The organism is Streptomyces griseoloalbus, from assembly GCA_014650015.1.
Classification (GTDB): Bacteria; Actinomycetota; Actinomycetes; order Streptomycetales; family Streptomycetaceae; genus Streptomyces; species Streptomyces griseoloalbus.
Map to the genome: position 1 here is coordinate 166,611 of BMUD01000004.1, position 19,046 is coordinate 185,656.

14 protein-coding genes and 1 pseudogene are annotated in these 19,046 nt (G+C 72.6%); 7 read left to right on the top strand and 8 right to left on the bottom strand.

Annotated elements, in window-relative coordinates:
- The first annotated feature begins 47 nt into the window (after positions 1-47).
- Together IE178_RS07920 and IE178_RS07925 are read left to right on the top strand one after the other, a co-directional pair.
- Positions 48-1,310: a YncE family protein gene (locus IE178_RS07920; protein ID WP_193511740.1), complete on the top strand. Its 1,263-nt coding sequence runs from the start codon at positions 48-50 to the stop codon at positions 1,308-1,310.
- Positions 1,311-1,388: 78 nt separating this feature from the next.
- Positions 1,389-2,205 (top strand): annotated as a pseudogene (locus IE178_RS07925) (XdhC family protein).
- Between the two features lie 117 nt (positions 2,206-2,322).
- Here the strand turns inward: IE178_RS07925 and IE178_RS07930 are convergent.
- On the bottom strand, positions 2,323-2,823 hold the full coding sequence (locus IE178_RS07930) for a metallophosphoesterase family protein (RefSeq protein WP_184762700.1): 501 nt from the start codon (positions 2,821-2,823) through the stop codon (positions 2,323-2,325).
- Between the two features lie 349 nt (positions 2,824-3,172).
- Here IE178_RS07930 and IE178_RS07935 point away from each other — a divergent pair, with 349 nt between their 5' ends.
- Entirely contained in the window at positions 3,173-5,110 is a 1,938-nt protein-coding gene (locus IE178_RS07935) for a glycosyltransferase family 2 protein (RefSeq protein WP_193511741.1), read from the top strand.
- Positions 5,111-5,394: 284 nt separating this feature from the next.
- Here IE178_RS07935 and IE178_RS07940 read toward each other — a convergent pair whose 3' ends face one another.
- From IE178_RS07940 to IE178_RS07960, 6 genes are all read right to left on the bottom strand, one after another.
- Positions 5,395-6,198, bottom strand: coding sequence for a class I SAM-dependent methyltransferase (locus IE178_RS07940; protein ID WP_184762698.1), 804 nt, complete (start codon positions 6,196-6,198; stop codon positions 5,395-5,397).
- Entirely contained in the window at positions 6,185-6,892 is a 708-nt protein-coding gene (locus IE178_RS07945) for an SDR family oxidoreductase (RefSeq protein ID WP_193511742.1), read from the bottom strand. The genes IE178_RS07940 and IE178_RS07945 overlap by 14 nt, the downstream gene beginning before the upstream one ends.
- The gene (locus IE178_RS07950) at positions 6,889-7,956 is read right to left on the bottom strand and encodes a glucose-1-phosphate thymidylyltransferase (RefSeq protein ID WP_193511743.1); all 1,068 of its coding nucleotides are present in this window, start codon (positions 7,954-7,956) and stop codon (positions 6,889-6,891) included. Before IE178_RS07950 ends, IE178_RS07945 begins: the two co-directional genes overlap by 4 nt.
- Before the next feature lie 100 nt (positions 7,957-8,056).
- Positions 8,057-8,236, bottom strand: coding sequence for a hypothetical protein (locus IE178_RS35780; RefSeq protein ID WP_318279901.1), 180 nt, complete (start codon positions 8,234-8,236; stop codon positions 8,057-8,059).
- A 138-nt stretch (positions 8,237-8,374) separates the two neighbouring features.
- A complete protein-coding gene (locus tag IE178_RS07955; RefSeq protein ID WP_193511744.1) occupies positions 8,375-8,665 on the bottom strand; it encodes a CBS domain-containing protein in 291 nt (96 codons plus the stop codon).
- A 130-nt stretch (positions 8,666-8,795) separates the two neighbouring features.
- On the bottom strand, positions 8,796-11,243 hold the full coding sequence (locus IE178_RS07960) for a SpoIIE family protein phosphatase (protein ID WP_193511745.1): 2,448 nt from the start codon (positions 11,241-11,243) through the stop codon (positions 8,796-8,798).
- A 294-nt stretch (positions 11,244-11,537) separates the two neighbouring features.
- Here IE178_RS07960 and IE178_RS07965 point away from each other — a divergent pair, with 294 nt between their 5' ends.
- Positions 11,538-13,685: a SpoIIE family protein phosphatase gene (locus tag IE178_RS07965; protein ID WP_193511746.1), complete on the top strand. Its 2,148-nt coding sequence runs from the start codon at positions 11,538-11,540 to the stop codon at positions 13,683-13,685.
- Positions 13,686-13,780: 95 nt separating this feature from the next.
- On the opposite strand, the gene IE178_RS07970 is transcribed toward IE178_RS07965, so the two are convergent.
- A complete protein-coding gene (locus tag IE178_RS07970) occupies positions 13,781-15,127 on the bottom strand; it encodes a S1 family peptidase (RefSeq protein WP_193511747.1) in 1,347 nt (448 codons plus the stop codon).
- A 566-nt stretch (positions 15,128-15,693) separates the two neighbouring features.
- On the opposite strand from IE178_RS07970, the gene IE178_RS07975 reads away from it, so the two are divergent.
- From IE178_RS07975 to IE178_RS07985, 3 genes are all read left to right on the top strand, one after another.
- Positions 15,694-15,909 (top strand): type A2 lantipeptide, encoded by a 216-nt coding sequence (locus IE178_RS07975; RefSeq protein WP_184762691.1) that lies wholly within the window; start codon positions 15,694-15,696, stop codon positions 15,907-15,909.
- 111 nt (positions 15,910-16,020) lie between these two features.
- The gene (locus IE178_RS07980; protein WP_184762690.1) at positions 16,021-16,827 is read left to right on the top strand and encodes an HlyD family efflux transporter periplasmic adaptor subunit; all 807 of its coding nucleotides are present in this window, start codon (positions 16,021-16,023) and stop codon (positions 16,825-16,827) included.
- Entirely contained in the window at positions 16,824-19,046 is a 2,223-nt protein-coding gene (locus IE178_RS07985) for an NHLP family bacteriocin export ABC transporter peptidase/permease/ATPase subunit (protein ID WP_193511748.1), read from the top strand. Before IE178_RS07980 ends, IE178_RS07985 begins: the two co-directional genes overlap by 4 nt.

The following is a 19,046-nucleotide window of genomic DNA, read 5'->3' on the forward strand; positions in this document are numbered from 1 at the left end:
GGCATGTCCCACTCACCGCGCCCCCACCCGCAGAGGAGAGAGCAGTCATGCCGATCCGCAGAACCAGGCACCTGTGCACCCTCGCCGCCGCCCTCGCCCTGACCGTCACCGCGCCCGCCGCCGTCGCCACCGCCGCCGGCTCCGCCCCGGGCTCCTCCGCCGCCCTGCGCGAGGTGCTGTTCGTGGGCAACAACTGGGACGGCACCGCCGATGTCATCGAGTCCAGGGGTGACTTCGCGAAGATCGGCAGGATCGACGTCATCCCCGACAAGGACGAGCGGATGGCCGAGATCAACGCCGATCCGATCCACTGGATCTACTTCATGGCGATCCGCAACAGCGTCGGCGAGGGCCACGACCAGTTCGTCGACGACATGTACTCCACGCCGGACGGCACCTCGGTGGTGGTCTCCCGGCCGAGCTTCGCCGACGTCGTCTCCCTCGACCTCGCCACCGGCCGGGTCAACTGGCGTTTCCCCGTCTCCGGTTACCGCTCGGACCACATGGCGGTCTCCCCCGACGGCAAGCGGGTCGCCGTCTCGGCGTCGACCTCCAACAGGGTGCACGTCCTGGACATCGAGACGGGTGAGGAGTTCGGTTCGTTCGCGACGGGCGACAAGCCGCACGAGAACGTCTTCAGCCGTGACGGCAAGTACATCTGGAACATGGCCATCGGCGAGGTGAACACCGCGCTCGACGCGACCTGGCTGGACTGGACCAAGGGCGACCGCCGCATCACCGTCGTGGACGCGACCACCTTCGAGCAGGTCAAGGTGGTCGACATGCGCGACCGGCTGGACGCCGTCGGTCTGAAGGACCACTCGGACGCGGTCCGCCCGGCCGCCTTCTCCCCCGACGAGTCGAAGCTGTACTTCCAGGTGTCCTTCTTCAACGGCTTCTTCGAGTACGACGTCGCCACCGACCGGATCACCCGCACCAAGACCCTGCCGAAGAACCCGGCCACCAGCGACGACCGCACCACCTGGGTCAACGACTCCCGCCACCACGGCATCACGATGAAGCCGGACGGCACCAAGCTGTGCGTCGCGGGCACCATGGACGACTACGCGACCGTCGTCGACCGCGCGACCCTGGAGCAGGGCCCGCTCGTCACCGCGTCCAAGCCGTACTGGGCGACCGTCAGCGGTGACGGGAAGTCCTGCGTGGTCTCCGAGTCCGGCGCCGACCAGGTCACCGCCATCGACTTCGCGACCGGCGAGAAGACCGTGTCCGTACCCGTCGGCGACCACCCGCAGCGGGTACGCCTCGGTCACGTGGGGGCGCACTGGAGCGGCACGTCCGGCGGTTGAGCCGGGCGCGGACGCGGAGAGCGGGCGGGACGGGCTCACCCGCCCGCTCTTGGCGTCACCTTCGGTTCAGCGGCTGTGATCGGTGCGCGCACGCTCCGGCACCGAGCCGTGGGTGACCGGCGCGTAGGACCGGAAGGCGCCACGGTCGTCGAGGTGATGCGCAGCGCGCCCCGTGGTCCGGGGGCGGCGATGGCCGTGGGCCCGGACGACGAGGTGGTGGGCAGCGTGTCCGGGGCTGTGTCGAGGGCGCGGTGTTCGAGCCGGCGACGCGGGAGGCCGTCGCCGACGGCGGGGCCCGGACGGAGACCCTCGGCTACAGCGACGAGGACGCCATCGCGGTCGGTCTGACCCGCGGCGGCGGGATCACCGTGCTCGTGCGTCCGGTCACGCCCGAGCTCGACCGGGCGTTCGGTGCCGTCGCGGGGTCGGTCGCCGCGGGCGAGCCGGTGACCGTGGCGACGGTCACCGACGGCTTCGCGCCGCGCGGCGCGACCCTCGCCGTCCGGCCGGACCGGGCCCTGGGCATCCTGGGGACGACCGGGCTGGACGCCGCCGTCACCGCCGACGCACGGGGTGGCCGCACCCTCGGCGCCACCGGGCTGCGCCACTACGGGCCCCGGGGGCAGCGCCGTGAGGACACGGTGAGCGTGTTCCTGCAGTCCTCGCGCCGCCGCCGCGCATGCTGGTCTTCGGCGCGATCGACGAGCGGGAGCTGTCCCGGCTGCGCTCACCGGTCGGGCTCGACCTCGGCGCGCGTACGCCCGAGGAGGTGGCCGTGTCCGTGGCCGCCGAGATCGTCGCACTGCGCTGGGGCGGCCCGGGCGCCCCGCTGACCGCGACGCGGGGAGCGGTCCCTCCACGGCCCCCTCGGAACGCGGAACAGACCGGTGTGTGAGTCCGGCCGAGGCGGGTAGTCGCCCGGTATCGCCTCCGATCGTGGGAAGGAGGTCCGTGAAAGCGCAACTACTCGCAAGCCCGGGCCGCTTCCACCGAGACGAAGCGGCCCGGACCGTCAGCGCGGGGGCAGCCGGTGGAGTTCCACCTCACCGAGCCCGGCCCCGGTGATCGTCGCCGTCATGTAGGTGCAGTGGGGCTGGCGACGGCGGTCCGTGGGTGAGCCCGGGTTGAGCAGACGAAGTCCGGTGGGAGCGGTCGTGTCCCACGGGATGTGACTGTGTCCGAACACCAGCACGTCAAGGTCGGGGAAGCGCGCGGCACACCTCGTCTCGCGGCCCTGCGCCGGCCCCGTCTCGTGGATCACGCCGAAGCGCAGCCCGCCGAGGTCCGCGTACGCGATCTCCGGCAACCGGGCACGCAGTGCGGCCCCGTCGTTGTTCCCGTACACCCCGACGAGCCGGCGGCTGCGGCTCTCCAGCAGGTCGAGGGTGGCGGTGTCGACCCAGTCCCCGGCGTGGAACACGACGTCCGCACGCGGAATCTCGTCCAGCAGCGGTGCGGGCAGCTGCCTGGCGCGTTTGGGCAGATGGGTGTCGGACATCAGAAGGAGACGCACGGACAGCAGCCTAGGCTGTCTGACCATTCGCGTCGTCGCCCGCAGGGCGGCTCGCGGCGTCAGGTGCGTGCTCTCGGCGTGCCGGGCGCAGAGCCTCGTACGGGATGTACTCGGCTCTGCGCCCGGTGCCGCGAGAGTGCGTGCATGGCGTCGCGAGGCAGGCGGGAATCGTCATACAGGCCCTAGCCGGCACGGAGCGTCCGGCGGCGCGTCGCGCCCCAAGTGACGTCCGGGACAAGCCGATCGGCGAGGTGAACGCGGGACCGTGGTGGCGGTGGGGTTACGATCGGGCAGCGCATCCCAAGCCCTCACATTCGACCGCAGGACACCCGAAGGGCCGTACCTCCAGATGCCGGTCAAGGTCAGCGTCATCGTGCCCGTGTACAATCCGGGCATCTACATCGAGGACTGCATCGCCTCGCTGCGGCGGCAGTCGCTGCCACCCGACGCGTACGAGGCGATCTTCGTCGACGACGGTTCCACCGACGGGACTGCGGCCCGGCTCGACCGGCTCGCCGCCGAGGACCCCCGGATGCGGGTGATCCACCAGGAGAACTCCGGCTGGTCGGGCAAGCCGCGCAACGTGGGGATCGCCGCCGCGCGGGGCGAGTTCGTGATGTTCGTCGACAACGACGACTACCTGGGCGACGAGGCCCTCGAGCGGATGTACGCGTACGGCGTGGCCCACGGCGCCGATGTCGTCGTGGGCAAGATGGCCGGCAAGAACCGCGGGGTGCCCGTGGAGTTGTTCCGCCGCAACCACCCGCGGGCGACCGTCGAGAACGCCCCGCTGATCGACAGCCTCACGCCGCACAAGATGTTCCGCCGCGCGTTCCTCGACCGGATCGGGCTGCGCTTTCCGGAGGGGCGGCGGCGCCTGGAGGACCACGTCTTCGTCACCGAGGCGTATCTGCGGGCGGACAACGTGTCCGTGCTCGGCGACTACGTCTGCTACTACCACATCAGACGCGACGACGCCTCCAACGCCGGCTTCCAGCGCTTCGACCCGGTCGGGTACTTCACGAACCTCCGGGAGGCGCTCGACGTGGTCGAGCGGTACACCGAGCCCGGGGCGGTACGGGACCGGCTGTTCCGCCGCTGGCTGCGGGTGGAGATGGTGGAGCGGCTGCGGGCCCGGCGGCTGCTGGCGCTGCCGGACGACTACCGCAGGGAGCTGTTCGCGGAGATCCACAAGGTCGTCGTCGAACGGTTCGGTCCGGGTGTCGCGGCCGGGTTGCAGCCGACGCAGCAGGTGGTCGCCGCGCTGACGGCGGCCGACCGGTACGACGACGTGGTCGCCTTCGCCGAATGGGAGGCCGGCGTCGCGCCGAGCGCGGCGCCCACGAGCGTGGAGTGGCGGGACGGCTCGCTGCACATCGGCTTCACCGCCGAGTACACCTCCGCCGGCGAGCCGATGACGTTCCCCGCGGACACCGTCCGTACCCCGTTGTCCGACCCGCCGAAGAGTGTCGAGGAGGCGGTGGCGTGGGTCGGCGCGCAGACCGCGGCACGCTACGGCCAGGCCACCGCGGACCTGCTGCTGCGGGAACGGGCCAGCTCCGCCCAGTACTTCCAGCCCGTGGAGTTCACCGCACAGACCGTTGCCGTCGAGGACGGCGAACGGGCGCGGCTGGTACTGCGGGCGACCGCGACTGTCGACCCCGCCGCCCTGCCGGGCGACGGGGTCTGGGACGCCGTGGTCCGGGTCAGGCTCGGCGGCTGGACCAAGGAGTGCCGGCTGGGCCCCGCCGCGCGTGACACCCGCCCCGCGCCGTACGCGGGCGTCGTCGGCGACCGGGCGGTCCTGCCGTACTGGACCGAGCCGCACGGCAATCTCGCGCTGGACACGGCCGCCAAGGGCAGGCGGCTCGGGCTGGACGGTGTGCGGCGGCCGGACGTCACCGTGTCCGGGGCCCGGCTGCGCGCCCGTATCCCGCTCCACACGGCGGGCGGCGCCCCGGTGGGGCTCAGGTTCACCTCGTCCGGCAGGACCCTGCGCGCGCCCGGCACCCTGACCGATGAACCGGATGGGCCGGGGTCCCTGCTGGAGGCCACCCTGCCCTCCGGCCTTCCCCGGGGGATCTGGCGGGTCGCGCTGAGCCTGGACCCCGATGCCGCGCAGCCCCGTTGGGCGGGCCTGCCGTTCGCGCTGCGCGCAGCCGGTGACAGAGTGCTGGTGGTGCCCGTTCCCCGCCCCCGTGCGGTACGGAAGCTGGTGCGCGGGGTGCGGCGCGTGCTCGGCGCCGCCCGCGCGAAGGTGTCTCCCCTGATCCGGGGAAGGCGGTGACGGAGTGAGCGCGCCGGCGACCGGGGGCGCCTGAGTGCCGCAGCCCCAGGTCGTGCGGACGTCCGGGAGTGCCGCAGCCCCAGGTCCTCCCGGACGACCGGGGCAGCGTCCGGGAGTGGTACCGGGACGAGGATTTCCGCGAGGCGGCGGGATACGACCTGTCGGCCCGGTGCCGTCCCCCGAGGACCGGAAGCGTGCCACGCCGGCCGAGGCGGAGCGCCTCGGCCGGCTGCCCTCGTACGAGGCCTGCCGCGCACGCTGTGCAGCGCTGCGCGGCAGGGGGCTCAGCGGCTGACGCCGACCTGTTCCAGGGCGCGGCGCAGGGGCTCCCAGCCCACGCGCCGCGGCAGGCCGCGGTTGCGCGCCTGGGCGAGCGCACGCCAGAAACCGGCCTGCAGCAGCGCCTCCGGGGACACCGCACCGGCCCGCTCCAGGATCGCCTCGGGCACCTTCTGCGGGTCGGGCACCTTGTACTCGGCCATGATCTCGTCGTACTTGTCGTGCAGCACCGTGTTGTCCGGGTCGGCGCCGAAGATGACGAGCTGGCCGGTGGGCTCGGTGTCGACCAGGACGGTCACCAGGTCGGGACGGTAGCGCGCCAGGACTTCGGTGATCTTGTAGACGTCGCCGGTCCAGGCGGTGGTGTGCCGGTCGCGGGCGGCCTCGTCCACGCTGCGCGGCAGCATGTCGTCGAGGACGATCACGCTGGACCAGTCCGAGTGCTTCTCGACGTTCATGAAGTCGCGCAGGGCGTACTCGAACAGGTGCATGCCGTCGATGAACGACAGGTCGAGCGTGGTGCGGCGCCAGTACCCGAAGGGGCTGCGTCCGCGGCGCAGATTGCGCAGCGGGTGCCGGCCGCCCTTGAGGTGGGCCAGCGGGTTGTCGCGGGCGAAGAAGTCGTCGCTGGTGGCTTTCACCAGGTGGACGTCGCACTTCAGTTCCGAGACCACCTTGAATGCGGGGTCGACCGCGATGCTGGGGACGCGTGACAGGCGCAGGCTGCGCCCGTCGTTGACGCCGATCTCCAGGTAGTTGCGGTTGGCGCTGGCCTTGTGCAGTTCCCGGAGGAACTCATGGCGTTTCACGAAGGGGACTCTCCTTGCGGATTCCGGGCAGTGCTTCGTGCAGGGCGGCGCGCCAGTCACGCGGCGCGGGCAGGCCTATCTCCTGCCTGCGGGCGTGCGCCGGGGCGCTGTGGGCGGGGCGCGGCGCGGGCCGCGGGAAGGCCGCCGTGGTGGTGGGCCGTACCCGATCCGGGTCGGCACCTGCGCGGCGGAACACCTCGCGGGCCAGGTCGTACCAGGTGGCCTCGCCGGAGTCGGTGGCGTGGAAGACGCCATGTGTGCCGTCGCCGAGGCGGGAGCCGAGGTCGGCTGCGCGCTCGGCGACGTCCGCGCTCCAGGTGGGCTGCCCCCGCTGGTCGTCGACGACGTCGACGGTGGGGAGGCGGGCTTCGAGACCGATCATCGTCCGCACGAAGTTAGCGCCGTGGACCCCGTGGAGCCAAGCGGTGCGCACGATGGCGCCCGCGCCGGGCCATTCCTCCCGTACGGCCTGCTCGCCGGCGAGCTCGGAGCGGCCGCAGGCGGTGCGCGGGGCGGTGGGGTGGTCCTTCGGGCAGGGGGTGAAGACGGAGCCGGTGGAGACGCGGATCAGCCGGGCGCCGTGGGCGGCGCGGGCGCGGGCGGGCAGGCGCGGTGCGGGCAGGTCGGAGGCGAGCAGCGTGCGGACGTAGTGGGAGCCGATGGCGCCGGCGGCTCCGGTGACGAGGAGGTTCATGAATGGATCTGCACCTTGCTGTGGTCGCCGAGGACGAGCCGGTGGGCGCTGGGGACGCCGGGCGCGGGGGTCACCTCGACATGACGGCCGATCAGCGAGGACTCGATGCGGCCGACGCCGTCGATGGAGGAGTCCCGCAGCACGATGGAGAATTCCAGTTCGCTGTCGGTGATCCGGCAGTTCTCCGCGACGGAGGTGAAGGGGCCGACGTAGGAGTCGCTGACGACCGTTCCGGCGCCGATGACGGCGGGGCCGACGATGCGTGAGTTGACGATCCGCGCGCCCTCCTCCACGACCACCCGGCCGATGGTCTCCGACCGGTCGTCGACGTCGCCGTCGATGCGGCGTTCGACGCCTTCGAGGACGGAGCGGTTGACCTCCAGCATGTCGACGACGTTGCCGGTGTCCTTCCAGTAGCCCTGGATGACGGTGCAGCGCACGTCGGCGCGGGAGTCGATCAGATGCTGGATGGCGTGGGTGATCTCGAGTTCGCCGCGCCAGGAGGGCTTGATCGCGCGCGCCGCCTCGTGGATGGCGGGCGTGAAGAGGTAGACGCCGACGAGGGCGAGGTCGCTCTTGGGGTCGTCCGGCTTCTCCTCCAGGCCGATCACCTGGCCGGACGGGTCGAGTTCGGCGACCCCGAAGGAGCGGGCGTCGGCGACGCGGGTGAGCAGGATCTGCGCGTCGGGCCGGTGGCGGCCGAACTCCTCGACGAGGCCGGTGATGCCGCCGACGATGAAGTTGTCGCCGAGGTACATCACGAAGTCGTCGTCGCCGAGCCAGTCCCGGGCGATCAGCACGGCGTGCGCCAGTCCCAGGGGCTCTTCCTGGGGGATGTAGGTGACCTGGAGACCGAACTTCGATCCGTCGCCGACCGCGTCCTCGATCTCCGCGGCCGAATCACCGACGATCATCCCGACGTCGGTGATGCCCGCGTCCGCGAGGGACTCCAACCCGTAGAAGAGCACGGGCTTGTTGGCCACGGGCACCAACTGTTTCGCCGAGGTGTGGGTGATCGGCCTCAGCCGGGTTCCGGCGCCACCGGACAGCACGAGAGCCTTCATCTGGCTCACCATAGTCCTGTTCCGGCGCACGGAACATCACGTGCTTTACTCGTGTATTACGAAACCCCCGGTGAGGACCGATGAGTCGCCCGGATACCCGCTAATCATCGCCTCTCACGATGTTTCCCTCCGAACCCCTGTTCGGGGTGGCGGAACCGGTACCGCGGTCCACGGCGGGCAGGCAGGTACGCAGCGGGTCCTTGCCGCGCAGTCGCCGGGCTCGCGCCCAGCCGGTCTCCGCTCGGCGGGGCGCGGGTCGGTCGGTGGTCTCCGAGGTCACGACGCATCATCTTCCTTCTGCATCCGCTGTCGTCCGGGTCCCCGGCCCGCCGCTCGACAAACACCCGACCGTTGTCCGAGCCTCCCTGTCTGAACGCCCCGGCCCGGGCGGTGAGTTCCCCGCCCGGGCCGGCCGCGCTCAGGTGTTGGGCCGGGCCACGCTGATGTCGCCGAGGGCCGACTCCGGGTCGCGCTCCAGGTTCTCGCTGCACGCGCCGGCCACGGTGGTCTCCTCGGGGTCGCCGCCCCGGGCGAGCGACCGCACCACCAGGTCGCGGTCGGTGACCAGTCCGCGCAGCCGCTCGCCGTCGGTCACCAGGACGGCACCGAGGTCGCGGTCGCGCATGATGCGGGCGACCTGCGCGACGGAGGTCTGCGGCCCCACGGTCACCGGCGCGCCGGTCATGATGTCGCGGACATGCTGTGTCATGACGTCTCCCTCTCCGCCGTCTCTCTGCCGCGTTCCGGGTGCCCGGTGGAGCCGTGCGGTCACCAGGCGCGTGCGGCCGCCCGAGGAGACGGTCCCGGTCGGGCGGGGGCGGCTGTGCGGCGTCGTCCGGTCAGTGCCGCAGGACGAACTCCGCCCACACCTGCTTGCCCCCGCTGACCGGAAGCGTGCCCCAGGCCGCCGACACGGCCTCGACGAGCAGGATGCCCCGGCCTCCGGTGGCCTCCCACCCGATGCTGGTGGGCTTCACCGGGGTGCGCGGCGAGGCGTCGGCGACCGCGAGGCGCAGCCGGCCGCTGACCAGCGTGATGTCGAGACGCACCTTGCCGTCGGTGTGCACCAGGGCGTTGGTGACCAGTTCCGACACGACGAGCAGGGCCGCGTCGATGTCCTCGCTCACGCCCCAGGAACGCAGGGTGCGCCGGGTGAAGCGGCGGGCGTGCCCGACCGCCTGGGGCACCCGCCACACGCTCCAGCTCTCCCGCAGCGGACGTACGGCCATGCCGTCGTAGCGCAACAGCAGCAGGGCGACGTCGTCACTGCGCGGGGCCTTGCCGAGCAATGCGTCCGCGACCTGCCCGAGATGGGCGGGGTCGGCGGCGGACAGCTGCCGGGCGAAGCGGTCCATGCCCTCGTCGATGTCGGCCTCGTGCGACTCCACCAGGCCGTCCGTGGTGAGCGCGACCACCGTGCCGGGCTGCAGCCTGAGCGGGCTCATGGGGAAGTCGCTCTGCCGCACCACCCCGAGCGGCGGGCCGCCCTCGGCCTCCGCGATGTCGGTACGGCCGTCCGCGTGACGCAGCACCGGCGGCAGGTGACCCGCGCGCACGCACCAGGCGGAGCCCTCCTCCATGTCGACGTCGACATAGCAACAGGTGGCGAAGAGGTCGGTCTCCATGTCCATGAGGAGCCGGTTGGCGTGGGACACCACGACGTCCGGGGGATGTCCCTCGACCGCGTAGGCGCGCAGCGCGGTGCGCATCTGCCCCATGAGGGTGGCGGCGCCGGCGCTGTGGCCCTGGACGTCGCCGATGACGAGGGCGACGTGGTTGTCGGGCAGCGGGATCACGTCGTACCAGTCACCGCCGAGCTCCAGGCCGGCGGTGCTGGGGAGGTAGCGGGCGACGGCGACCGCTCCCGGCAGCCGGGGCAGACGGCGCGGCAGCAGCTGGCGCTGGAGCATGCCGACCAGTTCGTGTTCGGCGTCGAAGGCGCGGGCCCGCATCAGGGCCTGTCCGGCGAGGCCGGCGGCGGCGGTGAGCAGGGCGCGTTCGTCGGCGCCGAAGTCGTGCGGGGTGTCCCAGCCGATCAGACAGGCACCGGCCATGCGGTTCCCGGCGGGCAGCGGCAGCATGGCCAGTCCGCCGGGGCCGACCTCGGCGAGGGCGGCCTCCAGCGGGGAGCCCGCGGGCCAGATCCGGGAGCGGCCCTCGCGCAGGGCCGCGGCGAGGGTCGGCACGGTGCGCAGGGGCGCGTCGGGCCACTCGGTGCGCCACTCGGTGCGCCACGACTCCGGCCAGGCCTCCGGTTCGGGCGGGTCGAGGACGGTCACGACGAGCCGGTCGTTCTCCAGCTCGGCGAGCGCGATCCGGTCGGCCCGCAGCGGCCGGCGCAGCGCGGCGACCACGGCCTTGCCGACGTCGCGGACGGTGACCGCGGTGGCCAGAGCGGCGGCGAGCCGCTGGACGCGGGCCACGTCGGTGATGTCGGAGCGCAGCGTGGAGGCGTCGGCGACGGTGCCCACGAGGCGCGCCGGACGCCCCTCGCCGCCGGGCACCAGCCGGCCGCTCAGCCGGAGCCACTTGGGCGGGCCGGCGGGCTGGAGGACCCGGAACTCCAGTTCGCGGTCGCCGATCGTCATGTGGTCGGCCTCGACGACGGACATCAGCGAGGGCAGGTCCTCCGGCACCGTCAGGCTCAGCAGGGTCTCCACCCGCCCGTCGAAATCGTCCGGGTCCAGTCCGAACAGCTCCAGGATGTCCACGCCCACCCGGACCCGGCCGGTGTCCATGGCGAGGTTGAAGCCACCCGGCGGCAGGTCGGCGCCGTCGGCGGTCGCGGCCGGCACGGGGGAGGCGATGGCGTCGGCCACGAGGCCGAGGCAGACACGGTCGTCGGCGTCGAACCCGTGGGTGCGCTCGCTCACCGCGAGCAGGCAGCCGCCGCCGTCGTCGCGCACGGGCAGGGCCGCCAGGAAGAAGTCGCGGCTGGGCACGCGCCGCGACTGGGCCTGCGCGGCGAGGTCCTCCGGGCCCAGCCACACCGGCCGGCCGCGGTGGGCCTCGGCCACCGGGGCGCGACCGGCGGTGGGGTAGCTGTCGCGTACCCCGCACATGGTCCTGGGCACGCCGACGGACTCCGCCAGGTACAGCAGCTCTCCGTCCGCGCTGGGCGTGTACACGGCGGCGAATGCGGCGCCGGCGAAGACGAGGGCCTGCTCCAGGATTCTGCGCACCCGTTCGGGCGACTCCTGGTCGGCCGCGATCGTCCTCAGGGCACCTTCCGCACGCAGCGTTCTCGTGCTGCGACCGTCCGCGCCCTCACTGACCACGTTGGCCATTACAGCGCGTATGGGGCACCTGCGCAGCCCCTGTGCGCGTTCGGCGGCGCCCGGTCCGCGGCGGGCCGGGGCGTGCGCGGCGGGCCGGGCGCCGCCGGTGCGCCCCGGGCGGTCGGCGTAGTGCGCCCCGAGGGCTGGGTGAACGGGAGTGGTGCGTCGTGGGCGCTGGGCGGTGGCCGGCCCGCTCGCCCGGGCATCCGGCCCTCGCCTCGCCGCTCGCCGTGCGCGAGGTCGCATGAAGGGGGAGATTGGGTCCCGGGGTCGGTGGCACGGCCGTACGAGGAGGTGGCCGGCGTGTCCGAGGGGCAGTCGTCCGCGCACGTGCCGTCGGGTGCGCGGCGCCCGGCGGGCCGTCCGATGCTGTCGCTGACGCTGGCCTCGATAATGGACGAGGTGCACGCCCACTCCGGGGCGGTGTACCTGCTCTCGCCGGACCGGACGGTGCTGGAGATGGCGGTGATGGCGGGGCTGCCCCGCACCTTCGCCGCCCCCTGGGAACGGGTGGGGGTGAGCGCGCCGATCCCGATCTCCGACGCGGTGCGCGGGCGGCGGCTCGTCTGGGTGGGCGGCGAGGAGGAGATGGCCCGCCACTATCCCCGGATCGCCATGGTGCTGCCCTACCCGTTCGCGCTGGCGGCCCTGCCGGTGGCGACCGTGACCAGGGCGTACGGCGCGATCTTCGTGACCTGGCCCGGCACGCATCCGCCGGACCTGTCCGACTGGGAACGCGATCATCTCACCGCCGCCTGCGACCGGCTGGCGGTGCGGCTGGAGCGGGCCGCCGAGCAGCGTCTGCCCCTGCCCCCCGAGCCGGATCTGCTGGCCGCGCCGCTGGTGGGAGGCATGGCCGGCACGCTCGGCCCGGTGGAGGCGGTTCGGATGGTGTCCCGGCTGCCCTACGGCTTGTGCTCGCTCGACGTGCACGGCCGGGTCGGCTTCGCCAACGCCGCCGCGGCCGACCTGCTGGAGGTCCCGGTCGACCGGCTGCTCGGCGCCCAGCTGTGGGCTTCGGTGCCGTGGCTGAACGATCCCGTGTACGAGGACCGCTACCGGGCCGCACTGTTCAGCCAGCACGTCACCTCGTTCGTCGCGCTGCGTCCGCCCGGCGAGTGGCTGTCGTTCCGGCTGTATCCGAGCACGAGCGGGCTCAGTGTCCGGATCAGCCGGGCACGCGCCGTGGCGGAGATGGACCGCTCCGCGCCGCGCCCCGGGCACCGTCCGACGCGACTGGTCACCATCTCCCAGGTGCTGAGCCTGGCCGGTGCGCTGACCGAGGCGGTCGGGGTGCAGGACGTGGTGCACCTGGTCGCGGACGAGATCGCGCCGGCGGTGGACAGCCAGGGGCTGGTGCTCCTCGGTTCCCGGGCGGGCCGGCTGCGTGTGCTGGGGCACCACGGGTACGCCGATCCGCGGGTCGTGGAGCGGTTCGAGGGGATGCCGCTGTCGGAGCCGCTTCCCGGCAGCCAAGTGCTGCGCACCGGGGTGCCCGCCTTCTTCGAGAGCCGCGCGGAGCTCGAGCGCCTGTATCCGGCGCTGCTGGTGGAGCCCTCCGAGTTCGCGGCGTTCGCGTATCTGCCGCTGATCGTCTCGGGGCGCCCGGTGGGGACGCTGGTGCTGTCGTATGCGGCGCCGCACCACTTCGCGACGGACGAACGGGCGGTGCTGACCAGTCTGGCGGGGCTGATCGCCCAGGCGCTGGAACGGGCGCTGCTCTACGACGCCAAGCACCGGCTCGCGCACGGGCTCCAGGAGGCGCTGCTGCCGCACACGCTGCCGACGCTCTCCGGGATCGAGGCGGCGGCCCGCTATCTTCCGGCCACTCAGGGCATGGAGATCGGGGGCGACTTCTACGATCTGGTGCCGACGCGGGGGACGGCGGCGGCGGCGGTGATCGGGGACGTGCAGGGGCACAACGTGACGGCGGCCGGGCTGATGGGTCAGGTCCGCACCGCCGTGCGCGCGTACACGGCCGTCGGGCAGGCGCCCGAGGAGGTCATGCGCAGCACCAACCGGCTGCTGCTGGACCTGGGGTCCGACCTGTTCGCGAGCTGCCTGTATCTGCGGCTCGATCCCGCGCACGGGCGGGCGGTGATGTCCCGTGCGGGTCATCCGCCGCCGTTGCTGCGCAGGCCGGACGGGCGGGTGCGGGTGCTGGACCTGGCCGGTGGTCCGCTGCTGGGCATCGACGGCTCGGCGGCCTATCCGTCGACCGAGGTCGCCCTGCCTCCCGGTTCGCTGCTCGTCCTGTACACCGACGGCCTGGTCGAGTCCCCCGGTACCGACTTCGAGGACGCCCTCACCGATCTGGGCCGGCGACTGACCGACCTCGGCGACCGGCCTCTCGACGACCTGGCCGACGCCCTGGTCCAGCACGGCGCGGACGCGGAGGGCCGCCTGGACGACATCGCGTTGCTGCTGCTCAGGGCGCTTCCCGAGGGCTGACCCCGGCGAGCGGCGGTCCTGCCCCGCCCCATCCGGTGGCGGGGCAGGACCGGGGAACGTGGCCCGCGTGCTGAGCCGGTGTCAGTGCGTCGGTGTCAGTGCGTCGGTGTCAGACCGGAGCCGTCCCCGGCGCCCTCGCCGGGGCCCTCCCCGGCGCCCGCACCGGCCTCCTCGCCACCCGCCTGATCGCCCGCACCGGCCTCCTCGCCGCCGACGTCCTGACCGCCGGCCTCCTCGCCGCCGATCTCCTGGCCACCGGCTCCCTCACTCGCGCCGGACTCCTCGCCACCCGCCTGGTCGCCTGCGCCCGCGCCGTCGCCGTCGCCCGCGCCGAGGGTCGCACCGACCGCCTCCAGGGCCGTGGTGACCGGCTGGAAGAACGTCTCGCCGCCGGCGGTGCAGTCACCGCTGCCGCCCGAGGTCAGGCCGATGGCGAGACCGTCCTGGGTGAACATCGAGCCGCCGCTGTCACCGGGTTCGGCACAGACGTCGGTCTGTATGAGACCGGTGACCGTGCCCTCCGGGTAGTTCACCGTGGCGTTCAGGCCGAGCACCTGTCCGTCGGCGAGCCCGGTGGTGCTGCCCATCCGGAACACCTCCTGTCCGACGGTGGCCTCCGCGGCCTCGGTGATCGGGACGGTCCCTTCGCCGAGGTCGACCTCGCTCGGCGCCTCGGTGGCGGGGTCGTCGTACGTGACGAGCGCGAAGTCGCCCTCGCCGGGGAAGACCGCCTGGTCGACCGTGGCGATCGGCTGTCCGCCCTGTGCGTCGGACCACTGCTCGGCCGCGACGCCGCAGTGACCGGCCGTCAGGAAGGCCGGAGTGCCGTCGCCCGCGGTGACGTTGAAGCCGAGCGAGCAGCGCGAACCGCCGGCGAAGATGGCGTCGCCGCCGGACGCGAACGTCTTGAACGTGCCCGCGGACCTCTTGATGGCCGCCATGCCGGAGCCGAGGCTGCGCACGGTGGACTCCAGCCTGTTCCACCTGTCCCCGGTCACCGTGCGGTCCGCGGTGACGAGGATCTTGTTGGTGCGCGGGTCGACGGCCCACGAGGTGCCCGGGATGGTCGCCCGCGCCTTCAGCGTCCGCGCCCCGGCCTCCAGCTCGGTCATGCTGTTGTCGACCTCGCGGACGGCCGCGCCCGCCTTCTCGGCCCGCACGATCACGTCGCTGTCGTCGCCCGGTACGACGTTGACGACGAGCTGCCGGCTCGCACGGTCGTAGTAGGAGCCGGCGAACGCGTCGCCGAGGAGCCCGGCGAGCCGCGAGGCGAGGTCCGGGGCGTCCGTCGCCCTGAGGGTTTTCGGCGCTGCCGCGGCGTCGTCCGACGCGCCGTCCTGCGACGCGCTGGCGTTCGGGAGCAGGATCGCGGCGGCGCCGAGCGCCACCACGCCGCCCGCGGCAATCGCGGCCCTGCGCTTCGGAATTCGCTGGTGACTCAAACTTCTCGACCTCCTGGGGGGACCGGAGTCGTGCCGCCGTTCGGCAGCTGTCGGGGCGCCCGGATGGCTGTTGGTACGCGTGTGCCACGAGGTGTGTTCAATCCCGATCCCTCCTCACCGTCCGCGATCGACCATGAGCGCTGCGTGCCGATCGCGGAGCGGAATACAGGCTTCAGCGAATCTGCACAGCGACTGCCCAACCCGGTCACCGGATCCGGGATTCGCCCACAGACCGGCCGGCCGGGTCACGCCTTTGGCGAGGTGTGCCGGATTCCGGTCCGGGGGGCGCAAGCGGCGGGACGAGCCGATGCGGTGGGGCATGTGAAGAAGTCGCCCCCGAGCCGTGCCCTCGTCTGCACGCTTGGACGCCTGCTGGACGCAAACGGCCTGGTGAGACGTTTGGGTGATTGGAAGCCCGCGCCTACAGCGTGCTTTGATCCATCGCACCGCAAGGCCGTTCCGGGCTCCCGGCGACGGGCGTTCGGCGCCCGCGGTCGCGGCCTTCATCTCCCCAGAGGGGGGCCGCTCCCCCCTTGTGACATATCCATACGAAGGGAAGTTCCATCATGAACTCCACCCCCCAGGTTGAGACCGTCGAGATCTCCGACGCCGACCTCGACACCGTCTCCGGCGGCCTGTCCGTGAACGCCGTGAACTCCCTCACCGGCGCGGTGGACAGCATCGCCCCGGTCTCCGGTGTGGTCGACACGGTCGTCGGCACCGTCGAGGGTGTCACCGGCCTGAACACCGCCCCGGTCACGAACCTGGTCGCCGGTCTCTGATCGCGCCCTTGTGTCACTGAGTCCCGGAGCCGCACCTCGGCTCCGGGACTCAGTGATCCGCCCATGGTCCCGCAGTGACGTCGCACAGCTCACGCAGGTGAGGGAAGTCCCGTGCAGTTCCGCCAACAGGCCCTCGCCAAGCTCCAGTCACCGGAGGAACTCGACCTCCCGGTGCGTTTCGCCCGCCCCCAGGGCTGGCTGGTGCTGTCCGTGACGGTGATCGCGATGGCGGCCGCCTCGGTGTGGGCGGTGACCGGATCGGTGGCCTCCACGGTCAGCGCGCCCGCCATCCTCACGTACGGGCAGGGCAGCTACGTCCTGCAGAGCCCCGTCGCCGGCCAGGTCACCGCCGTGCTCGCGAAAGAGGGCGAGCGGCTGCCCGCCGGCTCCCCCGTCCTGAAGGTGCGCACCGAACAGGGCGACACCGTCGTACGTACCCTGGACGCGGGCCGGATCACCGCGCTCGCCGCCAGCGTCGGGCAGATCATCGGCACCGGCGCGAACGTCGCCGCCGTGGAGAAGGTCGCGCGCGCGAACGCAGCGCTGTACGCGACCGTGTACGTCCCCGCCGAGAACGCCGCCGGCATCCCCGCCCACGCCTCCGTCGATCTGACCGTGCAGTCGGTGCCGAGCCAGGAGTACGGCGTGCTGCACGGCGAGGTGAAGTCCGTGGACCGATCGGCCCAGTCCGCCCAGCGGATCGCCGCGTTCCTCGGTGACAGCCAGCTCGGCGAGCAGTTCACCGAGAAGGGCAGGCCGGTGGCCGTCACGGTGGAGCTGGAGAAGTCGTCCACCACCGAGAGCGGTTACGAGTGGTCCTCCGCGGACGGTCCGCCGTTCCGGCTCACCTCGATGACCCCGGCCACGGGTTCGATCCGGCTGGCCGACCGGCGCCCCGTCGATTGGCTGCTGCCGTGACCACCGCCCAGGAGACCCGCGGCAGACGCCGTGCCGCCCCGCCCCGGCGCAAGGTGCCCACGGCCCGGGCCAGGACCGTCCGTACGCCCACCGTGCTCCAGATGGAGGCCGTGGAGTGCGGCGCCGCCTCCCTCGCCATGGTGCTCGGCCACTACGGCCGCCATGTCCCGCTGGAGGAGCTGCGGATCGCCTGCGGTGTCTCGCGGGACGGCTCACGCGCCAGCAACCTGCTGAAGGCGGCCCGGAGTTACGGGCTGACAGCCAAGGGCATGCAGATGGATCTGGCCGCCCTCGCCGAGGTGACGGCTCCGGCCATCCTGTTCTGGGAGTTCAACCACTACGTCGTCTACGACGGCATGGGCCGCCGGTTCGGCCGCCGCGGGGTGTACATCAACGATCCCGGCAAGGGGCGGCGGTTCATCCCCCTGGAGGAGTTCGACGGCAGTTTCACCGGTGTCGTCCTGGTCATGGAGCCCGGCGCGGACTTCACCCGCGGCGGCCGCAAGCCGGGCGTGCTCGGCGCGATGCCGGCCCGGCTGCGCGGCACCGCGGGCACCATGCCCGCCGTGGTCCTGTCGAGCCTGCTGCTGGTGGCGGTCGGCGCGGCGGTGCCCGGCCTCAGCCGGACCTACATCGACGAGTTCCTGATCGGCGGCCAGACCTCGACGCTGGGCGTGCTGTTCACGTCGATGGGCGCGTGTGTGCTGCTCACGCTGGTGCTGACCTGGCTCCAGCAGGCCAATCTGCTGCGCGGCCGGCTGATCTCCTCCACCCTGTCCAGCGCCCGCTTCCTGCGCCATCTTCTGCGGCTGCCGGTGACGTTCTTCTCCCAGCGCAGCCCGGCCGACCTGGTGCAGCGGCTGCAGTCCAACGACGCGGTGGCCGAGACGCTGGCCCGCGATCTGTCGGCGGCGGGCGTGGATGTGGTGGTGGTCGTGCTGTACGCGGTGCTGCTGTACACGTACGACCCCCAGCTGACCTTCGTGGGCATCGGTGTGGCGCTGCTGAACATCGTGGCGATGCGGGTCGTCATCCGGTTGCGTGCCACCCGTACGGCGAAGCTGCGCGCGGACAACGCGCGGCTCATCAACACGGCGTACACCGGGCTGCAGTTGATCGAGACGCTGAAGGCGACCGGCGGGGAGGACGGCTACTTCCGCAAGTGGGCCGGGCAGCACGCCACCACCCTGGAGGAGCAGCAGCGGCTCGGCGTGCCGAGCGCCTGGCTCGGTGTGGTGGCGCCGACCCTCGCCACGCTCAACAGCGCGCTGATCCTGTGGATCGGTGGCATGCGGGCGGTCGAAGGTCACATCTCGGTCGGTCTGCTGGTCGCCTTCCAGGCGCTGGTCACCCGGTTCACCGCCCCGCTGACCCGGCTCAACGGCGTCGCGGGCCGGATCCAGGACTTCGCCGCGGACGTGGCCCGGCTGAAGGACGTGGAGAACTTCAAGGCGGACCCGCTCTACGGCCGTCCCGGCGCCGGCGACTCGACCCGCCGCCTGCACGGGCACGTCGAGCTGCAGAACCTCTCCTTCGGCTACAACCCGCTGGACAAGCCGCTGCTGACGGGGTTCGACCTGACCGTCGGACCCGGACAGCAGGTGGCGCTGGTGGGCGGCTCCGGCAGCGGCAAGTCCACGGTGTCCCGGCTGATCTCGGGTCTGTACGCGCCGTGGGAGGGCGTGATCCGCATCGACGGGCAGCGCATCGAGGACATCCCGCGCGGGGCGCTGGCCGCCTCCGTCTCCTTCGTCGACCAGGACGTGTTCCTGTTCGAGGGCACCGTCCGCGACAACGTGGCGCTGTGGGACCCGTCGGTCCCGGACGAGGCCGTGGTGGAGGCGCTCAAGGACGCGGCGCTGTACGACGTGATCGTGCGCCGGCCGGGCGGCATCCACAGCCCGGTCGAGCAGGACGGCCGGAACTTCTCGGGCGGTCAGCGCCAGCGCCTGGAGATCGCGCGGGCGCTGGTGCGCCGGCCGAGCATCCTGGTGCTCGACGAGGTGACCAGCGCGCTGGATGCCGAGACGGAGCTGGTGGTGATGGACAACCTGCGTCGACGGGGCTGCGCCTGTGTGGTGATCGCGCACCGGCTGAGCACGGTGCGCGACAGCGACGAGATCGTCGTCCTGGACCACGGCACGGTCGTGGAGCGCGGACGGCACGAGGAGCTGGTGGCGCGCGGCGGCGCGTACGCGGCGCTGGTCAGGGAGCGATGA

What these genes read in the sequence shown, in the direction of transcription:
- IE178_RS07975 (WP_184762691.1), top strand. Translation starts at nt 15,694, where the DNA reads ATGAACTCCACCCCCCAGGTTGAGACCGTCGAGATCTCCGACGCCGAC.
- IE178_RS07950 (WP_193511743.1), bottom strand. Translation starts at nt 7,956, where the DNA reads ATGAAGGCTCTCGTGCTGTCCGGTGGCGCCGGAACCCGGCTGAGGCCG.
- IE178_RS07945 (WP_193511742.1), bottom strand. Translation starts at nt 6,892, where the DNA reads ATGAACCTCCTCGTCACCGGAGCCGCCGGCGCCATCGGCTCCCACTAC.
- IE178_RS07960 (WP_193511745.1), bottom strand. Translation starts at nt 11,243, where the DNA reads ATGGCCAACGTGGTCAGTGAGGGCGCGGACGGTCGCAGCACGAGAACG.
- IE178_RS07920 (WP_193511740.1), top strand. Translation starts at nt 48, where the DNA reads ATGCCGATCCGCAGAACCAGGCACCTGTGCACCCTCGCCGCCGCCCTC.
- IE178_RS07955 (WP_193511744.1), bottom strand. Translation starts at nt 8,665, where the DNA reads ATGACACAGCATGTCCGCGACATCATGACCGGCGCGCCGGTGACCGTG.
- IE178_RS07935 (WP_193511741.1), top strand. Translation starts at nt 3,173, where the DNA reads ATGCCGGTCAAGGTCAGCGTCATCGTGCCCGTGTACAATCCGGGCATC.